This window comes from Leptolyngbya sp. FACHB-261, from assembly GCF_014696065.1.
Lineage (GTDB): Bacteria > Cyanobacteriota > Cyanobacteriia > FACHB-261 > FACHB-261 > FACHB-261.
This window is the reverse complement of the sequence record NZ_JACJPL010000015.1, coordinates 434,318-454,502: the sequence shown is the minus strand read 5'-3', so window position 1 is coordinate 454,502 and position 20,185 is coordinate 434,318. Positions and strand designations below refer to the sequence as shown.

The 20,185-nt window shown below is 52.0% G+C and carries 17 protein-coding genes; 8 read left to right on the top strand and 9 right to left on the bottom strand.

Going from position 1 to position 20,185, the window contains the following annotated elements:
• Positions 1 to 14: 14 nt before the first annotated feature.
• From secA to H6F94_RS08250, 4 genes are all read right to left on the bottom strand, one after another.
• Positions 15 to 2,816, bottom strand: coding sequence for a preprotein translocase subunit SecA (gene secA, locus H6F94_RS08265; protein WP_190801730.1), 2,802 nt, complete (start codon positions 2,814 to 2,816; stop codon positions 15 to 17).
• 149 nt (positions 2,817 to 2,965) lie between these two features.
• A complete protein-coding gene (locus H6F94_RS08260; RefSeq protein WP_190801729.1) occupies positions 2,966 to 3,472 on the bottom strand; it encodes a cytochrome C in 507 nt (168 codons plus the stop codon).
• Between the two features lie 104 nt (positions 3,473 to 3,576).
• Entirely contained in the window at positions 3,577 to 3,792 is a 216-nt protein-coding gene (locus H6F94_RS08255; RefSeq protein WP_190801728.1) for a hypothetical protein, read from the bottom strand.
• A gap of 327 nt (positions 3,793 to 4,119) precedes the next feature.
• Positions 4,120 to 5,058, bottom strand: coding sequence for a phosphoribulokinase (locus H6F94_RS08250; protein WP_190801727.1), 939 nt, complete (start codon positions 5,056 to 5,058; stop codon positions 4,120 to 4,122).
• A gap of 179 nt (positions 5,059 to 5,237) precedes the next feature.
• Here H6F94_RS08250 and modA point away from each other — a divergent pair, with 179 nt between their 5' ends.
• Genes modA through H6F94_RS32190 form a run of 3 tightly spaced genes read left to right on the top strand, consistent with a single transcriptional unit; the run spans position 5,238 to position 7,878 of the window.
• The gene (modA, locus tag H6F94_RS08245) at positions 5,238 to 6,044 is read left to right on the top strand and encodes a molybdate ABC transporter substrate-binding protein (protein ID WP_190801726.1); all 807 of its coding nucleotides are present in this window, start codon (positions 5,238 to 5,240) and stop codon (positions 6,042 to 6,044) included.
• A 51-nt stretch (positions 6,045 to 6,095) separates the two neighbouring features.
• On the top strand, positions 6,096 to 6,782 hold the full coding sequence (gene modB, locus H6F94_RS32195; protein WP_190801725.1) for a molybdate ABC transporter permease subunit: 687 nt from the start codon (positions 6,096 to 6,098) through the stop codon (positions 6,780 to 6,782).
• 1 nt (position 6,783) lies between these two features.
• On the top strand, positions 6,784 to 7,878 hold the full coding sequence (locus H6F94_RS32190) for a sulfate/molybdate ABC transporter ATP-binding protein (protein ID WP_190801724.1): 1,095 nt from the start codon (positions 6,784 to 6,786) through the stop codon (positions 7,876 to 7,878).
• A gap of 41 nt (positions 7,879 to 7,919) precedes the next feature.
• Here the strand turns inward: H6F94_RS32190 and H6F94_RS08230 are convergent, their stop codons facing one another.
• On the bottom strand, positions 7,920 to 8,117 hold the full coding sequence (locus H6F94_RS08230; protein WP_190801723.1) for a hypothetical protein: 198 nt from the start codon (positions 8,115 to 8,117) through the stop codon (positions 7,920 to 7,922).
• Between the two features lie 248 nt (positions 8,118 to 8,365).
• Positions 8,366 to 8,716 carry a hypothetical protein gene (locus H6F94_RS08225; protein WP_190801722.1) on the bottom strand — a complete coding sequence of 117 codons (351 nt, stop codon included), beginning with the start codon at positions 8,714 to 8,716 and terminating at the stop codon, positions 8,366 to 8,368.
• 420 nt (positions 8,717 to 9,136) lie between these two features.
• Between H6F94_RS08225 and H6F94_RS08220 the strand changes: the two genes are divergently transcribed.
• The 4 genes from H6F94_RS08220 (at position 9,137) to H6F94_RS08205 (ending at position 15,260) form a co-directional block, all read left to right on the top strand.
• Entirely contained in the window at positions 9,137 to 12,676 is a 3,540-nt protein-coding gene (locus tag H6F94_RS08220; protein ID WP_190801721.1) for a two-partner secretion domain-containing protein, read from the top strand.
• A 272-nt stretch (positions 12,677 to 12,948) separates the two neighbouring features.
• Entirely contained in the window at positions 12,949 to 13,305 is a 357-nt protein-coding gene (locus H6F94_RS08215; protein ID WP_190801720.1) for a hypothetical protein, read from the top strand.
• A gap of 210 nt (positions 13,306 to 13,515) precedes the next feature.
• Positions 13,516 to 14,529 carry a calcium-binding protein gene (locus H6F94_RS08210; RefSeq protein WP_190801719.1) on the top strand — a complete coding sequence of 338 codons (1,014 nt, stop codon included), beginning with the start codon at positions 13,516 to 13,518 and terminating at the stop codon, positions 14,527 to 14,529.
• A 17-nt stretch (positions 14,530 to 14,546) separates the two neighbouring features.
• On the top strand, positions 14,547 to 15,260 hold the full coding sequence (locus H6F94_RS08205) for a peptidylprolyl isomerase (protein WP_190801718.1): 714 nt from the start codon (positions 14,547 to 14,549) through the stop codon (positions 15,258 to 15,260).
• 57 nt (positions 15,261 to 15,317) lie between these two features.
• Here the strand turns inward: H6F94_RS08205 and H6F94_RS08200 are convergent, their stop codons facing one another.
• Together H6F94_RS08200 and H6F94_RS08195 are read right to left on the bottom strand one after the other, a co-directional pair.
• Positions 15,318 to 15,518, bottom strand: coding sequence for a hypothetical protein (locus H6F94_RS08200; protein ID WP_190801717.1), 201 nt, complete (start codon positions 15,516 to 15,518; stop codon positions 15,318 to 15,320).
• Between the two features lie 236 nt (positions 15,519 to 15,754).
• Entirely contained in the window at positions 15,755 to 16,105 is a 351-nt protein-coding gene (locus H6F94_RS08195; RefSeq protein WP_190801716.1) for a hypothetical protein, read from the bottom strand.
• A gap of 420 nt (positions 16,106 to 16,525) precedes the next feature.
• Between H6F94_RS08195 and H6F94_RS08190 the strand changes: the two genes are divergently transcribed.
• A complete protein-coding gene (locus tag H6F94_RS08190; RefSeq protein ID WP_190801715.1) occupies positions 16,526 to 19,999 on the top strand; it encodes a two-partner secretion domain-containing protein in 3,474 nt (1,157 codons plus the stop codon).
• On the opposite strand, the gene H6F94_RS08185 is transcribed toward H6F94_RS08190, so the two are convergent.
• Complete coding sequence (locus H6F94_RS08185) at positions 19,958 to 20,137, bottom strand: hypothetical protein (RefSeq protein ID WP_190801714.1); 180 nt, start codon at positions 20,135 to 20,137, stop codon at positions 19,958 to 19,960. The genes H6F94_RS08190 and H6F94_RS08185 overlap by 42 nt on opposite strands.
• Positions 20,138 to 20,185: the final 48 nt, after the last annotated feature.

The window sequence follows — 20,185 nt, the reverse complement described above, 5'->3', positions numbered from 1 at the left end:
TTTAACCAACCGAATCAGACGGTTCTGGATGCAGCCGCTTCTGCAGGTTGAATTTGCGGCTGGAACTGGAACAGTGAGTAAACAACGTTACGACGAATGTCAACCATCATGTCCAAGAACAGCTCGTAGCCTTCGCTCTTGTACTCCACTAGAGGGTCTTTCTGACCGTAGCCACGCAAGCCTACCGCCTCACGCAGCGCATCCATCGCCTGCAAATGCTCCCGCCACAGCGTGTCGATTTGCTGAAGGATAAAGAAGCGCTCCGCCTGACGCATCAAACCGGGCTGGATGGCATCAATCTGAGCTTCTTTGGCCTCGTAAGCAATGCGCACCTGCTCATGCAGGAAAGCTTGCAGCTCACTGACATTCATGTCGCGCAGATGGTCGGGCTCCAGGTCCGCTAGGAGGTAAACAAACTCCTTGACCTTATTGACCAGTTTCTCCAGCTCCCACTCTTCCGGCGGCAGGTCAGGGTTAATGTATGCTTCCATGACGTCATCCATGGTTCTTTCTGCATACTCAATCACCCGGTACTTGAGATCTTGCCCCTCCAACACTCGGCGGCGCTCGGAGTAGATGGCACGACGCTGGTTGTTCATTACCTCGTCATACTCAAATACCTGCTTACGGGTGTCGTAGTAGTAGGTCTCGACTTTCTTCTGAGCGCCTTCTAGACTGCGGGTCAGCAGACCAGACTCAATGGGCATGTCTTCCTCGACTCGGAAGGCGTCCATCATGCCCGCTACTCGCTCGCCACCAAAGATGCGCAGCAGATTGTCTTGCAAGCTCAGGAAGAACTTGGTAGTGCCAGGGTCGCCTTGACGTCCAGAGCGGCCTCGCAACTGGTTGTCGATCCGGCGAGACTCGTGACGCTCAGTGCCGATCACATGCAGGCCACCAAGCTGAATCACTTCATCGTGCTCCCGGCTGGTGAACTCCTCATACTCCTGCTTGATGCGTTTGTAGGCTTCCCGTAGATTGGTCACCACCAGATCTTCAGTGGGAGCTTTCTCTGCGGCAACGGCAATGATTTCCTCGGCTTCTAGCTCAGGAACACTCTGTTCGCCGCGCTCGCGCACAGCAAAGTCTACTGCGTCCTTGAGCAGCTTCTCTGCTGCTGGCGAAATCTTGGTGGGGAAAATATCTGGGGAAGCCCGCCAGGACTTCACTTTGCGGCCTGGTGCAAAGCCCTGCCCCCCCCCAGTGGGACTGGAGCGCAGGAAAGACATAGGATCATCATCCTCGGGGCGCACCATCTTGGGCATGAAGTATTCACGCACTTTCAGGCGGGCCATGTAGTCGGCGTTACCACCCAGAATGATGTCGGTTCCTCGGCCTGCCATGTTGGTGGCAATCGTGACGGTGCCTTTGCGACCGGCCTGAGCCACAATTTCGGACTCGCGCTCCACGTTCTCTGGCTTAGCGTTGAGTAGGTTGTGCGGGATACTCTTGGCTTGCAAGAGACGGGAGAGGTACTCAGACTTCTCAACGCTAGTCGTACCCACCAGTACCGGACGTCCGGTCGTGTGCATTTCAGCACACTCTTCTGCAATTGACTTCCACTTCGCCTCTTCCGTCTTGTAGACGACGTCCGACAGGTCTTTACGACCTGTGAATCGGTTGGTGGGAATGATCGTGACTTCTAGCTTGTAGATCTTCTCAAACTCAGCTTCCTCTGTTTTGGCAGTGCCGGTCATACCCGACAGCTTGGGATAGAGCAGGAAGAAGTTTTGGTAAGTGATTGTGGCTAGGGTCTGGGTTTCGTTCTGGATCTCGACCCGCTCTTTGGCTTCAATCGCCTGGTGCAGGCCATCACTCCAACGCCGACCGGGCATAACCCGTCCCGTAAATTCATCAACAATGACCACCTCGTCGCCCCGGACGATGTAGTTCACGTCTTTAACGAACAGTTCTTTGGCCTTAACAGCGTTGAAGATATAGTGCGCCCAGGGATCTTTGGGGTCAAACAGGTCTGTGACGCTCAGCAGTTGTTCGGCCCGTTCGAAGCCTTCGTCGGTCAGGAGAACGTTACGGGCTTTTTCATCGACTTCGTAGTCATAGTCCTCGTCGTCACCTTCCTTACCTTTCTTCAATTGAGCAGCAACTGCTGCTGCCTGCATGTACTTCTCGGTGGGCCGCTCAACCTGGCCCGAAATAATTAGGGGCGTACGGGCCTCGTCAATCAGAATCGAGTCCACCTCGTCGATGATGCAGAAGTTGAAGGGCGTCTGCACCACCTCTTCCATCGAGGTCGCCATGTTGTCGCGCAGGTAGTCGAAGCCCAACTCACTGTTGGTGGCATAAACTACATCGGAGGCATAGTTCTTCTTGCGCTCTGGTGGGCTCATGCCCTGCTGGATCAGCCCCACGGTCAGGCCCAGGAAGCGGTGGACCTGGCCCATCCACTCAGCATCACGGCGTGCCAAGTAGTCGTTGACCGTAACGACGTGGACTCCCTTGCCAGAGAGGGCATTTAGATAAGCGGGTAGAGTCGAAACTAGCGTCTTGCCTTCGCCCGTCTTCATCTCAGCAATCTGGCCGTCGTGGAGGACCATGCCGCCAATCAGCTGCACATCGTAGTGACGCATGCCCAGTACCCGGCTTGCAGCTTCGCGCACCACTGCAAAGGCCTCAGGCAACAGATCATCGAGGCTCTCGCCTTTGGCATGACGCTGCTTAAACTCTGCGGTCTTAGCCTGCAAGTCCACATCCGACAGTGCCTTAATCTCCGCTTCCAGGAGATTAACTTCAACCACGTCGGGCTGGTATTTCTTGAGCTTGCGCTTGTTGGGATCGCCCAGCAGAGTTTTCAACATGGCAGTTTGACCGAGAGCCTCACCTCTAGGTGAGCGTGTAGGTGAGCGTGTGTGACAGACTGTCCCAATGCTACCACTCAGCCGCTTTGAGCTGCTTTAGGGAGAGCCGAACGCTGAAAGCGGCAAAACCCGGTCTTTTACTGGGTGTTTTACTGCCATTCAGGTGACAGGGCGCGGAAGTTGAAACGAGGGGCGGCAGGGTGGCAGGTTGCACAACTCTCTAGCTTCAGGGGTTGCGGTAACTGCACCTCTGGATGCAGCGCTTTAAACGGGCGGGATTCCGCGATGCGGTAAGGGATGGGATCCTCTTTCGGCCCTACCCGTGAGTAAAGCTGAAGATAATTCCAGACCAATAGCCGCGAGGGATCCACGAGCGGGTTAATAATCTGGCCGTAATGTTGAGAGTCTTGGATTAGTCGTCGCCAGGTTTCGGTAGGCATGACCGCTGGCGGTAGAGCCACATGGCAAGCCCCGCAGGTATCTAGATAAATCTGTTGACCCAGTTGATGCTGAGCGGGAACTGGATCCGTAGTCATGGATGAATCCACTTGGGCCGGGTCAAGGGCACGGGCAAGCCCAGCACTAAGCACCAGGCAACAGCCCAGGACCAGACCCAGCCAGAATTTCAGGGGTTTGAAACGGGCCAAACCGGGCATAGCAGAAGCCCCAATCAGGTTAGGACAAGAGAGAACACTCTATTATTTCTCAAGCGCAACCTCGGCTCCGCTTAAATGGCTTAACTAAGTATTGTTCTTGCTCGCTAACGACTGAAGAAAACCTTCCACAGGGCAAAGGCTACCACCGCAAAGGCCAGCAACTTCCAGAGAGAGTGGAACATTGCCATCAGAGAATAGCGGAGATACGACATCGATCTCCAGAGACTATAGGCTGCGTCGTCAGCGTAGTGAGCAATGGTGTAGACCAGAAAGGCACCCACGGCGATTAGACCAATCGTCTGGAGAAATTTCGCGTTCATGTTTGATCTCAGCTTTGAGTGAGAAGTAGGCAGGGACTACCCGAAGTAACCTGCTCTAGGTAACTGGCTCTATGGGACTGGCCAAGGTAAGTGGCCCAAGACTGGTCCGAAATAACCGACAAGTATCGTGCCAGCCTTAGAACCGGAGTGTCAGAATCAGCTGCGTTAGAACTGACAGGATCTGCAGGAGCTTATAATGTCAGGCTGCCCAGAAACGACATCAAACTGATCAAGCCCTGACTGATCAAGTCTTGATTCAGTCGGGGCTTGATAGATTGGCTTTAGCGGATTGACTTCAGCGGCTGGCTTCACTTGCTCAGCTCACTCTCAATGAACTTCATGAGCGGCTTTGAGCAGGTGATGGGCGATTAGCAATTGCGTGAGTGCCAGGGGGTGACTACGCAACTGCTCTCCCGTCGTGCCCGTAAAGCTGCCCATATCTATACAACAGCGCAGTCGGTCCCCATAGGGAGCGCTGTTGCACAGCAAGTCCATCAGTTCGTAGGCTTTCTCGTCGCGCACATGCCCATCAATTTCCAGAGTATCCACAGGCTTGTTGCAGTCGCGGTCTAGGGTCAGGCGGACGGCGGGGGGAGCACTGGCAGTTTCACTACGGCGCAGCACTTCACTGAGGTCGGGATGGGGCAGGGTCGGACGCAGGACGAGACGCACGTTCAGGTTTGCTCCGGCTTCTTCGTCAGCTTCGCTGGAAGGATAGAAGCTCACAACCATATCTGACCATTGGCGTTGGGGTCGAATAAACTGCTCGGAGTCATCTTCGCGTTTGCGCAGTTGCTCCAAGACTTGTTCAGTGGTGTAGCCCCGCTTGCCGGTGTCCCGCTTGACTTTCCATTTGGTACGCAGAGACTCTGGCGGGGCCAGGTAGACTTTCACATCGAAGCAATCGCGTGCTCGGCGAGTCGAGTAGCCCAGCAAGCCCTCAACTACTACGAAGCGTCCAGGCTTGATGTATTCGGGAGGATCGAAGGTGCCGGTGCTGTGGTTGTAGATCGGCTTGAGGATTGGCTGGCCTTGCTTGAGTAGAGCTAAGTGCTGCTCGATGATATCGAGGTAATTACAGTCAGGGTGTAAAGCCGAAATGTTTAGTTTTGCCCGCTGTTGCCGGTCGTACTTGTGGTAGTCATCGGTGCAAATGACCGTGACTTCGTCTTCGCTCCCTAGAATCGCAGCAATACCGCTGGTGATTGTGGTTTTGCCCGCAGCACTGTCACCGACAATGCCTAGGATGATTGGCTCGTGACCCATGCTGCTGCCTCAACGCTTCAAGGTGCTGATTGTAGAAAGACTAGCGGAAAAGCTGGTGGTTTTTTCGGAAGACAGTCAACAAATTTCGACTAGGAGTTTTGTCTGCTTAGAGGCTCCGGTAATGATTAAGAAAGTTCGTAGGGAGGAGAATATGAAGGGTACAACAATGCGGCATTGTCATGAGTAGAAGATTTGTATCTCGTTGGTTGAGCGGTTTTGCCCTGACTGCGCTCTTAGTGGTGGTTTGTGGGCAGTTGTTGGGTGGGTCTCTCGTTCGCTCTCAACCAGCGCGACCAGTCAATCTGACAGTCTCAGCCGCTATCAGCCTAACTAACGCATTGCAAGATGTTCAACGTCTGTATCGACAGAACCGTTCGAATGTCACGCTGACTTATAACTTTGGTGCATCTGGTGCTTTGCAACAGCAAATTGAACAAGGTGCGCCTGTTGATATATTTGTCTCCGCAGGCTCCCGGCAGATGGAAGCTCTACGAGCTAAAGATTTTTTACTGCCCGGAACCCAACGCAATCTACTGAGCAATCGCGTGGTTCTGGTGACGCCTAAAAATGCTTCGGGCATTACTAATTTTAGAGATTTGGCCAGTGCTGGAGTCCGGCGTATTGCAATCGGTGAGCCGAGAAGTGTACCGGCAGGACAATATGCGCAGGAAGTTCTCAATTCGCTGGGAATTGCCCAACAAGTTCAACCCAAATTGGTGTTGGCCCAGAATGTGCGCCAGGTTTTGAGCTATGTGGAAACTGGCAATGTTGATGCTGGTATTGTCTACCTGACTGATGCCAGACAATCAAACCGAATCAGAATTGCTGCCTTCGCCCCGGCCAATTCCCATTCGCCCGCCGTTTATCCCGTTGCTGTGATTAAAAGTAGCCGCAGTCCGGAAGCGGCCAGAGACTTTGTGCAATTCCTATTTAGTCCACGCGCTAGAACTACGTTTGAGCGATACGGCTTCACCACAGCGAGCTGAAGCATCAACGGCTGAAGCTGATTTTGGTCCTATCAGATTGCTAGATCGAAAATGGCATTGGATCTATCGCCCCTGTGGCTCTCGCTAAAGACAACTCTGACGGCAACTCTGATTACTTTCTTTCTGGGATTGGCCGCAGCCTATTGGATGACCAGCTATCGGGGTAAGGCTAGGGGGCTGATTGATGGCCTGCTCACGTCGCCCCTGGTGTTGCCGCCGACTGTGGTGGGTTTTATTTTGTTGCTCTTGTTTGGTAGAAATGGTCCCCTCGGCAAGTTGCTGGAGCTGGTGGGCGTAACGATTATTTTTTCCTGGCCTGCGACCGTCATTGCGGCTACGGTGGTTGCTTTTCCTTTAATGTACCGCACGGCACTGGGTGCGTTTGAGCAAATCGATCCTAATTTGTTGGCAGTGGCGCGTACTTTAGGGGCTTCTGAATGGATGACTTTCTGGCGGGTGGCATTGCCCTCAGCTTGGCCAGGAATTTTGGCGGGTACTATCCTGGCCTTTGCCCGTGCTCTGGGTGAATTCGGAGCCACGTTGATGCTGGCGGGCAACATTCCTGGCCAAACTCAAACCATGCCTCTAGCCATTTTCTTTGCCTCAGAAGGAGGCGATTTGCAACAGGCCATGTTTTGGGTGCTGCTCATTTTGGTGCTGTCATCGGGGGTGATTATTGCCTTGAATTACTGGTCTCAGCCTCGTCGCTTTTTGATGACTCAAGCACGGAGAGGCTAGCGTGGAACTTCTCGTTGATATTCAAAAGAAACTGCCCGGTTTTACATTAGAAGTTTCCTTTCGCACTGGTGACAAGCCGCTGGGATTGCTGGGTGCTTCTGGTGCGGGCAAAAGCATGGTTCTCCGCTGCATTGCAGGTATTGAAACACCAACACGGGGCAGAATCGTCCTCAATGGTCGCGTTTTGTTCGACTCGCAAAAGCGCATCAATTTACCTAGCCGAGACCGCAATATTGGTTTTCTGTTTCAGAACTACGCACTCTTTCCTCACCTGACCGTTGCCCAGAATGTGGGCTTTGGCTTACAGAAGTTACCCAAGGCAGAGCAGGAGCGACGCATCGCTGAACAATTGGCTTTGGTGCAATTGCAGGGGCTAGAAACGCGCTATCCACATCAACTTTCTGGTGGTCAGCAACAGCGGGTAGCCCTGGCTCGGGCTTTGGCAATTGAACCGGAGGCTTTGTTACTGGATGAGCCCTTTTCGGCGCTGGATACTCATTTGCGCAGCCAGGTTGAGAAGCAGCTCAGCGTAACTCTGAACAGCTATCGCGGCGTGACTTTGTTTGTGACCCATACCTTAGAAGAAGCCTATCGAGTTTGTCAGAATTTGCTAATTCTCTCGCAGGGAAAAGTGATCGCTGATGGTCCTAAGCAAGCCATTTTTGAGCGGCCAGCCACTTATACGGTGGCTCAACTGACTGGCTGCAAAAACTTCTCACGTGCTCGGTCACTGTCGCCGCAATGGATTGAGGCTTTGGATTGGGACTGTAGTTTGCGGGTGGTTGAACCTCTGCCTGATGGCCTCAGTTATATCGGCATTCGCGCTCATCATTTGACTTTCACCGATAGCCCAGACCAAGACAACACCTTCCCTTGCTGGCTGATTCAAGCGAGCGAAACGCCCCATCGCTTTACGCTGTATCTGAAGCTGAACACGCCACCTCATCATGCTGAGGACTATCACTTGCAAGCGGAAGTGTTTAAGGACAAGTGGGCCTTGATCAAGAATCAACCGTTGCCCTGGCGAGTGCGTCTGGAGCCAATGCGTTTGTTTCTGATGCAGGCTGAACCTGGAGAAGTGGCCGAGCGGAATTGAACTAGTGCGATCTGCCCTGTTGAGTAGGTCGGTTGCAAGGGTCAGGTAATTGCCCGAATCAGAACACTGATCACCCAGCCGGGATGACTGGCAATGGCTTGCGACGGGCTCCACTCGTGCAGGTCGGCATAGCCCAGTTGTCGCAAAATTAGGCGGTTGTCTTGCACGGCTTGTCGTGGACCAATCAACACAAAGTGCAGAGCAGGTTTGTCGGGGTTGAGATCGTTGAGGTTGAGCATGGGTTGAATGTTGAAGGTTGGTGTCCTAAGTCAAAAGCTTGGTGCCTTGGATCAAAATCCTGGGGAGCTAAATAACAACTCTGGGGAGCTGAGCCAGAAGCTTGGTGCCTTGGATCAGAATCCTGGGGAGCTAAATAACAACTTTGGGGAGCTAAAGCAGAAGCTTGGAGTTGAAGATCAGAAGCTTGGGTTTAAAGATCAAGAACCTGGTTCTCTCAAGCCCAAGGCCGGAGCGCAACGCTAGCAGGTCAATGGCCTTGGGTGCGCAGGTGATAGTGACGCTGCCGCCACTGTTGCCGCCACTGCTCAACCACCGAGTCAGGATAAGTGAAGCGCTGGCACTCAGCCCGGATCACCTCGCCTAGCCAATCGAGCACCCGCAGGTCAGCACAAGCGCGAATCGATTGAGCACAGGCTTCCACCCACTCCGCAAAAACGCGATAGCTAATGAACTGTCCGCCTCGGTCTTTGCGATGCACAAACAACTGGTGAGGCCAATGTTCGATGCGACAAATCAGGTCTTGAGCAATGCCGAGAAAGCGGGAAATTTGGGCCAAAGAAATGCACAACTGCGGCTGAAGTAAGCAGGTCAGACGCATGGAAAGCTCCAGAAATAGGTATGGGTTTTGGAGGGGGCAATTCGCAAGGAATCACCCCCGGTTCTGTTGGTTCGGCAGCCAGGCTGAATCGCCCAAACCAAGTGAGCAGGGCAGTGTTAAACTCCCCCTAGCCCTTAGGCTGGCCTGAACAGCTCTGGGGTTAGCTGCCTAGGAGTTGTCTTTGAACTCCTAAGCAGCGCCTCACCGCGAGAACTAACCGAGAACACTACACCTACTACTCCAGTCAGGTCAAGCCCTGCTGCAATATTTCTTGTGACTCTTTGCCAGTGCCTACTGACTCTGAAACCCCAGTCATCAGGTAATCTCAAGTGTGATTGGTCCAGTTTTCTGAACTGAGTTGCCTCTCAACTGCTGGTCCTCGTCTAGCAGAACACCTAACTAGCTCAGGAGGAAGTTCCTGTGATTGCTCATAACTGGCTCACTCACGTTTTGCCTTTAGGTTTAGCAGGCTCTTTGGCTTTAACGGGATGGTTTGGAGGCTGTAAAAGTGCTTCAGCCCAGAATATTACCCTAGATGGCACGCTTGGACCTGCTCGAACTCTTAATGGTCCTAGGTACCTGATTCGACAAGCTGATGGCCAAACAGTTGGCAGCAATCTTTTTCACAGCTTTGGCAAGTTTGGACTCAATATAGGTGAGCGAGTTGATTTTCAAAGTGCAGCGAATATCAGAAACATTCTGTCTCGTGTGACGGGTGGTTCTGCTTCATATATCAATGGCTTGATTTTCACTGAAAGCGCCAGTGTCAATCTGTTTCTAATCAATCCAAGCGGCATCATCTTTGGTCCTAATGCTCAACTGGACGTAGGTTATTTAAACCGAGGTTCATTTGTCGCTACGACCTTAGATTCTCTAATCTGGCCGGATGGTAGCCAGTTCAGTGCAAGCAATCCAGGCGGTCCTAGCAGCTTACTGTCTATCGTCGGCGATCCAAGCGGCTTCATCTCTTCACTAAAACCACCCCGTCCAATAACAGTCAGTTCAACTGGAGAAGGCTTCTCGGTCTATCCCAGCCAAAGTTTGTTGCTACTGGGGGGCGATGTGACTTTAGATGGCAGCTTTTTAGGAGCTGCTGGAGGTCGAATTGAGCTGGCAGGAATAGCAGAACCAGGCGAGGTAGGGCTGGACACTGCTGACAACAATCTCAGCCTAAGATTTCCCAATGCTGCAACCCGATCGGATGTCTCACTGACAAACCAAGCTTCAGTGATAGTGAGCGGTGAAGGCGGAGGCAGTGTTCAGATCCAGGGAAGGAAAGTGACACTTGAAGGCGGTTCAAGTGTTGTATCCAATACCTTAGGTTCGTTAGAGGGAGGAGAAGTTTCTATTCGGGCCAATCAGTTAATTGTTCAAGGCGGTTCAGGAGTAGGAATCAATACTAATGGTGAGGGCCGTGGTGGAACTTTAACTGTGACTGCTTCAGATTTTGTAGAGCTTTCAGGAGTGGGATCGAACGGCTTTCCTGGGGGCTTATTTGTACAAACGGCAGGGCCTGGGGATTCAGGAAACTTAGCAATCACAACTGGAGATTTAATTGTTCGAGATGGGGCACAAATAGAAGTAGGTACTGCTCCTAGTAGCACTGGTCGAGGTGGAACTTTGACGATCAATGCTTCCAACAATGTGGAAGTGTTGGGAGGAACCGAACAGTTTCCTAGCGTCTTATCAGTGGATACGAGAGGAACTGAAGATGCAGGAAATCTAACGATCACAAGCCGAAACCTAATCGTGCGTGATGGTGCCTATGTATCAGCTTCAACTCTTGGTTCAGGAGATGGAGGAAATCTAACAATTCGCACCTCCGAGTCTGTAGAAGTTAATGGAACCTCATCAGAAGCTTCAGGCTCTGCTCCCAGTGGTTTATATGTGAATACTGACGGTACGGGAGCGGGTGGAAATCTGCTAGTTCAAACCAGAAACTTGATTGTTCAAGATAGAGCAACGATATCGGCTCAAGCTGGTGATAATGACGGAAGCCTCAGAGTCACAGGGCCTGCAGGAAACTTATTAATCGAAGCTGAGCGCGTGTGGATTGCCGGTGGAGCGCAGGTGCAAGCTGGTACGTTCAGCGAGGGGCGAGGCGGAACTTTGACTGTGAATGCCTCTGATGCCATAGAGATCATTGGTACGGATGGAGGAGGCAGCCCTAGTGGCTTATTCACCGCAACTTACGGTGCTGCAGATGCTGGAAACCTCACCCTTACAACAGACCAACTGAGGGTTCGAGATGGGGGAACAGTATCAACCTCTACGGCTGCAATTTTAGGTCGAGGCCGAGGTGGAGATTTAACGATTAGGGCTTCTGAAATAGAAGTAGTTGGCAGCTCAAACAATGGCGAGCAGGGTTATTTTTCCAGTAGTCTGCTGGCAGAGACAGGGCGTCTGCTGGATACTGTCTCTGGTCTAGAGCCAGCGCTTGGAGGAAATCTTAGGCTCAATACCGAGCGGCTAACCATTCGTAATGGCGGTAGAGTATCAACCGAAACCTTTGGCCTAGCAGGGCGAGCCGGTGATTTGACTGTAGTCGCCTCAGAAGTTATCAGGGTATTGGGTCAAGACTCGGATGGAAATATCAGCAGCTTGACAACAAGAACAACAAGTACTGGAGATGCAGGAAACCTAACGATTCGAACAGGACGACTCACGATTCAAGGTGGAGCGGCAGTAACTACAAGCACTTCAGGTTACAACCCTTCGCTTCAAACTCTCACGAGAGGCCGAGGAGGAATCCTAGATGTTACTGCCGCTGATTCCGTAGAGGTGATCGGGGTAAACAGCGGTTTGGTAAGTCTTTCCCTACTGTCCACCGGAGATGCGGGTAGCTTAGCAATTCGGACTGGGCGGTTAATCATTCGTGACGGAGCAACGGTATCTACTTCCTCCATCGGTACAGGGCGAGGTGGAGATTTAGACATTACCGCCTCTGATTCTGTAGAGGTGAGTGGAAGCGGTGTTTCCTCAAGCAACCTACTAGGGCTTGCGCAGTTTACTCGTGCTAGCAGCCTGTCCACCGAGGCAACTAGTCTCAAAGATGCTGGCAATTTGACCATTAATACTGGTCGGTTAATTGTCCGAGACGGAGCAGAAGTGTCGGCAAATACGCAGGGCTTGGGAAGCGGTGGAAATATCCGAATACAGGCTAATTCCCTGTCTTTACTTAATAATGCAGGCATCAGTAGCCGCAGCGGAACTGATCAAGGCAGCGCAGTGACAACTCCTGGTAACGCAGGTAATGTTTTCATCAACATCCGAGATACTTTGTACGCTAATAACAGCGTAATCTCAACAACTGCTGCCAAATCTTCAGGAGGTGCTGTTAGCATCAGCGCTGGCAATATTCGCCTTGATGGTGACAGTGATATCACTACCTTTGTCTCTAGTGGTGCAGGTGGTGGTGGCAACATTACTTTAAACGCTGACACTATCTTGGCCTTTAATGACAGCGATATCCTTGCCTTCGCCCGTGATGGTCGAGGCGGCAATATTACCCTTGATACTCCAGTCTTCTTCGGTTTCCGCTATCAGCCTGCTTCTTCAGGAACTGCCCCCGATACCCTGAATGGCAATGGTCGCGTTGATGTCAACGCCACTGGTCGGGTTAGCTCTGGAATTATTACTCTCCCTGATACCACCTTTCTACAGAACAGCTTGACGCAGCTACCCGCTAATCTAATTGACACTAATACTCTGCTAGCGAATAGCTGTATCGCTCGTAGCAATCAGCAAAGTGGCAGATTCACCATCACAGGAGCAGGAGGTCTACCCGCACTGCCGAACGACTTATCAAGCTCTACCTTTGAAACCTATACCGTACCCTCTACCAGCAACAGCCCAACCAGCAGTCATCGCCCCTGGCAGATGGGTGACCCCGTTGTCGAGCCACAGGGTCTGTATCGATTGGGGAATGGGCAGTTAGTTCTGAGCCGGGAATGCCAATGAGAACTCGCACCGAATCACCAAGAAAGAATGGCACCTAGGAGTTCAACTGCCACGAGTACAGTCAAGTGTGCGGTCGCAGGCAAGGGTCAAATGCTTAAGCCCTGCCTCTAGGTGTCAGAAGCGTTTCCTAAACTGGCAACTAAATTGCAGTGATAGTGAATGCAGTCTATAAGCTCTGGCTCTAACGTAATAAATGTAAGCGCTGACCAGGCAGTTACAAACAAAACAAAACCTGCTCTGGCTAGCCAAACATCACTACAAAGGAGTCTGCCATGACGAACACATTTCTCCCTGTTAACTCTACAATCTCTGATACCTTAGGCGGTCAAGGTGACTACTACAGCGCAGCCGATGGTCACTACTACGACTTCTATCAATTGACGAACGTTGCGCCTGGTTCTAACATTACTGTCGATGTGATGGGTGGTACTGGTCTAGATACTTACCTCTATCTCTACAACTCAGCAAGTCAGTCGGTTGTTGGCTTTGATGATGATGGTGGTGGTGGTACCAACTCTCGTTTGAGCTTCCAGCCAACGTTTGGCGACCAAGATAGTTACATGGCCATTGTCACTAGCTACGCACCGAACGCAACCGGTGCTTATACGATTGGCGCTTACTACAGCTAATCCGTTAAGCTGCTCGAAAGATCACTAAGCACCTGGAATGAGTTCCCTAACCCCTAGCAATAGCTGGGGGTTTTCTTATGAACTGAATTTGTCAAACAAAAATGCCTTGCCACATCTGGAAACTAATTTGCGCTAAAAGTGCCTGCTTTATTAGAAGCATTCTTTTATGGTTAAACCAAACGGAGTCAATCACTACTCACGGCTACTGATATGTCAATGAATGAAACCGGGTTACAAGGTCTTCCCATTCAGATACCTGACGATTTTAGTTTGCCTATCCCAGCTCCTATTCCATTTCCTCAGCCCCAGCCCTTGCCTATTCCAGTAGCAGGTATTTATTTGAGCGGTGGCGAGGGTGACGATGCGTTAGAAGGCAGCGTAGGCAACGACACCATCGAGGGAAATCGAGGCAATGATACGCTGCGCGGCAATGGCGGTGATGATCAACTGTTCGGTGGTAGAGCTGATGATGTTATAGGCGGTGATTTAGGCAATGACGCTTTGTGGGGAGGCAGTGGCAACGATTTCTTAAATGGTGGTAGCGGTCAAGACCTCCTGTTTGGAAATAGTGGCAATGATACTTTAGTCGGCGGTTTCGATACCGATATCTTGAAAGGCGGTGATGGTAACGACCTTTTATTCGGCGAAGAAGGCAGTGACATTCTATTGGGCGATAAGAACGACGATACGCTTCATGGAGGACTCGGCAACGACAGTTTAATGGGGGGTGAGGGAGCTGATCTTCTCTTTGGTAACGGTGGCGAAGATCAACTAGTGGGAGGGTACGGTGATGACACACTGTACGGCGTCTTCGGCAATGACATGATCGAAGGCGGCAAAGGTAATGATGTCATCGTCGGCACGTTTGGCGGTGTTGCTAACCCTGGTTTAGGCGAAGTTGATCAGCTCACCGGGGGAACGGGTCAGGATCGTTTTGTGCTGGGAGACAGTACCCATGCTTATTACGATGACAATAACGCCTTGGCACCTGGCCTAACTGACTACGCACTGATTACCGACTTCAGTGCTGAGCAAGACTTAATTCAGTTGAGAGGTGCAGCAGCTAACTATAGTTTGGAAGTGAGTTCATGGGGCATCGGTTCAGCGGCAGCGGATACTGCTATCTATCTCAATCAGCCTAATGGTCAACCAGGGGAGTTAATTGCTCTGGTGAGTGATGTATCTGAGCTAAGCCTCAACAGTAATTACTTCAACTTTGTGTAATAGAGAGGTTGCCAGCGATGATGACTGTTACGAATCAGATGATTCCTTTGTTGGCCAGCTACCGGATGCTGCCTCAACTGTTCCGCGAACTGTGCATTGACCGGGCGATTGCTAATATCGATTGCACGCCTGAAGAGATAGCTAACGCTTGTCAGCAGTTTAATGAGCAAAATCAGCTTGAGTCTGAAACTGCTCGTCAAGCTTGGCTAGAGCAACACTGTCTAACCCTGGAGCAACTAGAAACTTTAGCAACTCGGAACTTGCGCATTGAGAAGTTCAAGCAGGTGACTTGGGGGCACCGCCTAGAGTCCTATTTCCTACAACGCAGGCAAGACTTTGACCAGGTGATCTACTCTCTGATTCGCACTCGCGATCCGGGTGTTGCCCACGAGCTTTATTTTCGGATTCAGGCAGGGGAGCAGACTTTTGCTGAGCTGGCCCGCCAATACTCCGAAGGACCAGAGGCTGAGACCGGCGGCATCAATGGTCCGGGTGAACTCAAGGCGCTGCCCGCTGTCCTTGCGCGGGTTCTTTCGGTGAGCCGACCAGGACAACTCTGGTTGCCCTTCCGCTTGGCTGAATGGTTTGTGGTTGTGCGTTTAGAAAAGCTGGTCCGTGCTCGGCTCGATGAAACGATGCGTCAGCGCTTACTAGATGAGCTGTTTGAAAATTGGCTGCAAGAGCAGCTTCAGCAAACAGGGCCGGAAGCGCTTGTGCAACTGGCTGCCTAAACATGGTGGTGTCACGTAATCTCTAAGGGCGGCGTAGTGGGGTTGCTAATGCTTGTTCTAACTAGCGATCGCGCGAATGAGAATGCTGATCACCTGATCGGGATGATTGGCAATGGCTTGAGGCGGGCTCCACTCGTGCAGTTCGGCATAGCCCAGTTGTCGCAAGATTAGCCGGTTGTCTTGCACAGCTTGTCGTGGGCCAATGAGCACAAAGCGCAGGGCTGGTTTCTTTAAGTTGAGGTCGGTGAGGTTGATCATAAGTTTGGGGACAGGGAGTCGAAGGTTGGGGAGCTAGATCAGAACTTTGGGGAGCTAAAGCAGAATCCTGGGGAGCTAAATAACAACTCTGGGGAGCTGAAGCAGAAGCTTGGGGAGCTAAAGCAGGAACTTGGGGAGCTAAAGCAGAAGCATTGAGTCTTGGATCAGAACTTTGGGTTTGAAGATCAGAAGCTTGGTTCTCTCAAGCCCAAGGCCAGAGCGCAACGCTAGCAAGGTCAATGGCTTTGGGTACGCAGGTGATAGTGACGCTGCCGCCACTGTTGCCGCCACTGCTCAACCACCGAGTCGGGATAAGTGAAACGCTGGCACTCAGCCCGGATCACCTCGCCTAGCCAATCGAGCACCCGCAGGTCAGCACAAGCGCGGATCGATTGAGCACAGGCTTCCACCCACTCCGCAAAAACGCGATAGCTAATGAACTGTCCGCCCCGGTCTTTGCGATGCACAAACAACTGGTGAGGCCAATGTTCGGTGCGACAAATCAGGTCTTGAGCAATGCCAAGAAAACGAGAAATTTGGGTCAAAGAAATGCACAGCTGCGGCTGAAGTAAGCAGGTCAGACGCATGGAAAGCTCCAGAAATAGGAATGGGATTTGGAGGGGGCAATTCACAAGGAATCACCCCCGGTTCTGTTGGTTTGGCAGCCAGGCTGAATCGCCCAAACCAAGTGAGCAGGGCAGTGTTAAACTCCCCCTAGCCCTTAGGCTGGCCTGAACAGCTCTGGGGTTAGCTGCCTAGGAGTTCTAGTCCAACTCCTAAGCAGCGCTCCACCGCGAGAACTAAGCGAGAACACTACACCCACTGCTCCAGTCAGGTCAAGCCCTGCCGCAATATTTCTTGTGACTCTTTGCCAGTGCTTGCTGGCTCTGAAACCTGCGGTATCGAGTAACCTCAAATGTGATTGGTATGATTTTCTGAACTGAATTGCCTCTAAATTGCTGGTTCTCCCATCGCAAAACATCTAACTAGCTGAGGAGGAAGTTTCTGTGGCTGCTCATAATGGGTGTAAACACGGTTTTCGGTTGAGTCTAGCCAGTTTTCTAGCCTTGACTTCAGGAATTGTTGGAGTAGCAAACAGTGCTCTTGCTCAAGTCACTGCTGACCCCTCAATAGGAACCTCGGTCAGGGTTAATGGCACAACTTATCGAATCACCGGTGGCACAACCGTTGGCAACAGAAACTTGTTCCACAGCTTCAGTCGCTTTGATGTCCCAGCTGGCAGCATTGCATACTTTCAAAATGCCTCCAACATTGCTAACATCCTGGCTCGAGTCACAGGCAGAACCCCGTCAAACATTCAGGGTCGAATCCAATCTCAAGGAACTGCCAATCTCTTTTTGATCAATCCTGCTGGCATTGTCTTTGGAGCTGGTGCTCAACTCAATATTGGCGGTTCATTTGTTGCGACAACTGCAAATGCCCTTGGCTTTCCTGGTGGCGGAGAATTCTCTCTGACTTCACCGGTTGATGCTGCTAGTCCTTTACTGTCGATCAATCCTTCAGCTTTTCTGTTCAGCCAAATTCCTGCTCAGCCGATTCGATCTGTAGGTGCGACGCTAAGTGTTTCTGAAGGCCGTAGCTTGCTGTTATTAGGGGGCGATATTCGTTTAGACAACAGCATTCTGGTTGCTGGGAGTTCTGAGGGAGGACGAATTGAATTGGGAGGAGTGGCAGGAGCAGGAACCGTTGGGCTAAGTGCCACTGGTAATGATTTGCGTTTGAGTTTCCCTGATAATCTCACCCGTGCAGATGTGTCCCTTGTTAACCAATCTGTATTAGATGTTGTTGCTGCAAACGGTGGCAGTATTGCTGTTGATGCACGAAATCTCAATGTCTCAGGTGGTAGTCGCCTCGTAGCAGGAATAAACACAGGGCAAGGTTCTGTTAATAGTCAGGCTGGAGACATTGAAATCAAAGTTACTGACGTCCTAACTGTTGCTGGCTCAGGAAGTGAAGTCGGAAACTTTGTCTATCCCAACGCTACTGGTAATAGTGGCGATATCAAGATTGCCGCCAATGCTGTATCTGTCACTGATAGGGCTCGATTGAGTGCCAGTACCTTTGGTCAAGGTAGCGCTGGCAGCGTTGTGATTAACGCTCAAGGGGCAGTGAGTTTCAACAACGGAAATGCCTCCAGCAGTGTGGAAGCGGGAGCAAAGGGAGAGGGAGCAGACATTCGCATCACTGCTGACTCTGTAGCGGTAACGGATGGAGCTTTCCTAAGTGCGATTACCAGAGGTACAGGCAGAGCAGGGAGTGTGGAGATTGCTGCTCAAGGGGCAGCCACATTCAATAACGGGAGAGCCTTTAGCAATGTAGAAGCGGGTGGAGTCGGAGTCGGAGGAGACATCCGCATCACTGCTGGCTCTGTTGCTGTCACTGACGGGGCTCAACTGAATGCCGTTACCAGAGGTACAGGCAGAGCAGGGAATGTGCAGATTGACGCCGAAGGGCCAGTGAGTTTCAGTGGCGTCGGCAGTAACGGAGTCAGGAGTGGGGCCTTTGGCAGGTTGGAAGCGGGCGGAGTCGGAGAGGGAGGAGATATCCGCATCACTGCTGACTCTGTATCTGTCACAGATGGGGCTCGATTAAGTGCTGAAACCTTGAGCAAGGGAGATGCAGGCAGTGTGGAAATTGCCGCTCAAAGGGCAGTCACATTCGATAACGGCACTGCCTCCAGCAACGTGGAAGCGGGCGGAGTCGGAGAGGGAGGAGACATCCGTATCACAGCTGGCTCTGTGTCTGTCACAGGTGGGTCCCGATTGAGTGCTGTTACTCGCGGCAGAGGTAGAGCAGGCAATGTCGAAATTACTGCTCGGGAGGCAGTGAGCTTCAGTGGCGTCGGCAGCAATGGACTCAGGAGTGCGGCTGGTAGCAGTGTGGAAGCAGGCGGAGTCGGAGTCGGAGGAGACATCCGCATCACGGCTGGCTCTGTAGCGGTGACCGATGGCGCCTTCTTAAGTGCCGTTACCCGAGGTAGAGGCAGAGCAGGAAATGTCGTGATTGGTGCTCAAGAGGCAGTGAGTTTCAGTGGCGTCGGCAGCAATGGGGTCATTAGTGGGGCCTTCAGCAGTGTGGAAGAGGGCGGAGTCGGAGTCGGAGGAGACATCCGCATCACTGCTGACTCTGTTGCTGTCACAGATGGAGCTGTGCTGGCTGCCAGAACCAGAGGCAGAGGCAAAGCTGGCAATGTGGAAATTGCTGCTCAAGGGGCAGTCACATTTGATAACGGGAGGGCCTTTAGCAATGTGGAAGTGGGCGGAGTCGGAGTCGGAGGGGACATCGGCATCACTGCTGGCTCTGTGTCTGTCACAGACGGGGCTCAACTGAATGCCATTACCAGAGGCAGAGGCAGAGCCGGGAATGTAGAGATTGATGCCGAAGGGCCAGTGAGTTTCAGTGGTGTCGGTAGCAATGGACGTAGTAGTGCAGCGGGCAGCAGCGTGGAAGCGGGCGGAGTGGGAGCGGGCGGAAACATCCGCATCACTGCTGGCTCTGCATCTGTCACGGATGGCGCCTTCCTAAGTGCCGTTACCAGAGGTAGAGGCAGAGCAGGCAGTGTCGTAATTGACGCTGAAGGGGCAGTGAGTTTCAGTGGTGTCGGCAGCAATGGACGCAGGAGTGCAGCTGGTAGCAGTGTGGAAGCGGACGGAGTGGGAGCGGGCGGAAACATCCGCATCACTGCCAGCTCTGTGTCTGTCATGGATCGAGCTTTCCTAAGTGCCAGAAGTTCTGGCGCGGGAAACGCAGGCAAGATCTTGATCAACGCCCGCGACATTCTACAGATGAATAACGGCAACATCTCAACAGCTGCCGCTGTTGACGAAGGTGGCGACATCGACATAACGGCTGGCGATATTCTCTTGAGAAATGACAGTAACATCACCACCTTCGTCAACAGCGGCCCAGGCGGTGGCGGCAATATTACGCTAAATGCGGACTCAATCTTGGCCTTCGATGACAGTGATATTGTGGCCCTTGCTCAAGGTGGTCGAGGCGGCAACGTTATCCTCAACACCTCCGCTTTCTTCGGCTTCCGCTATCAACCCGCTCCTCCTGGCACAGATCCTTTCACACTCGACCGCAATGGCCGAGTTGATATCAACGCCGCAGGTAGGCTTGCCTCTGGGAGCATTCTCTTACCGGATACCAACTTTTTGCAAAACAGCCTGACGCAGCTACCGGCTAATCTAATTGACACCAGCACTCTGCTCGCCAACAGCTGCATTGCCCATAGCGATCAGCAAAGTGGTCAATTCACTGTGACAGGTGCAGGCGGTCTACCGGTACTTCCAAATGACTTATCAAGCTCAACCTTTGAAACCTACACAGTCCCCTCCTCTAATAACAGCCTAGAAATCAACAATCGGCCCTGGCAAGTGGGCGACCCAATCGAGGAGCCGGATGCCGCTTATCACTTAAGCAACGGTCAGGTTGTCTTGAGCCGCAAATGTTTTTAAAAACCAGCTTGAGTGAGGCTTTGGCATGAGTTGAGCAAGCTTGGCGAGGGCGCCAAGCTTGCTGCGTTTTTGTAGCAAGCTTTCCAAAAAATGAGTTTCGCTTTCCAGATTTGGAAAGCGAATTGCCGCTGCTGTCAATGCAATAGTTAGTGTCGCTCTCTACCATATCGATTGCGTGAGTCAAAG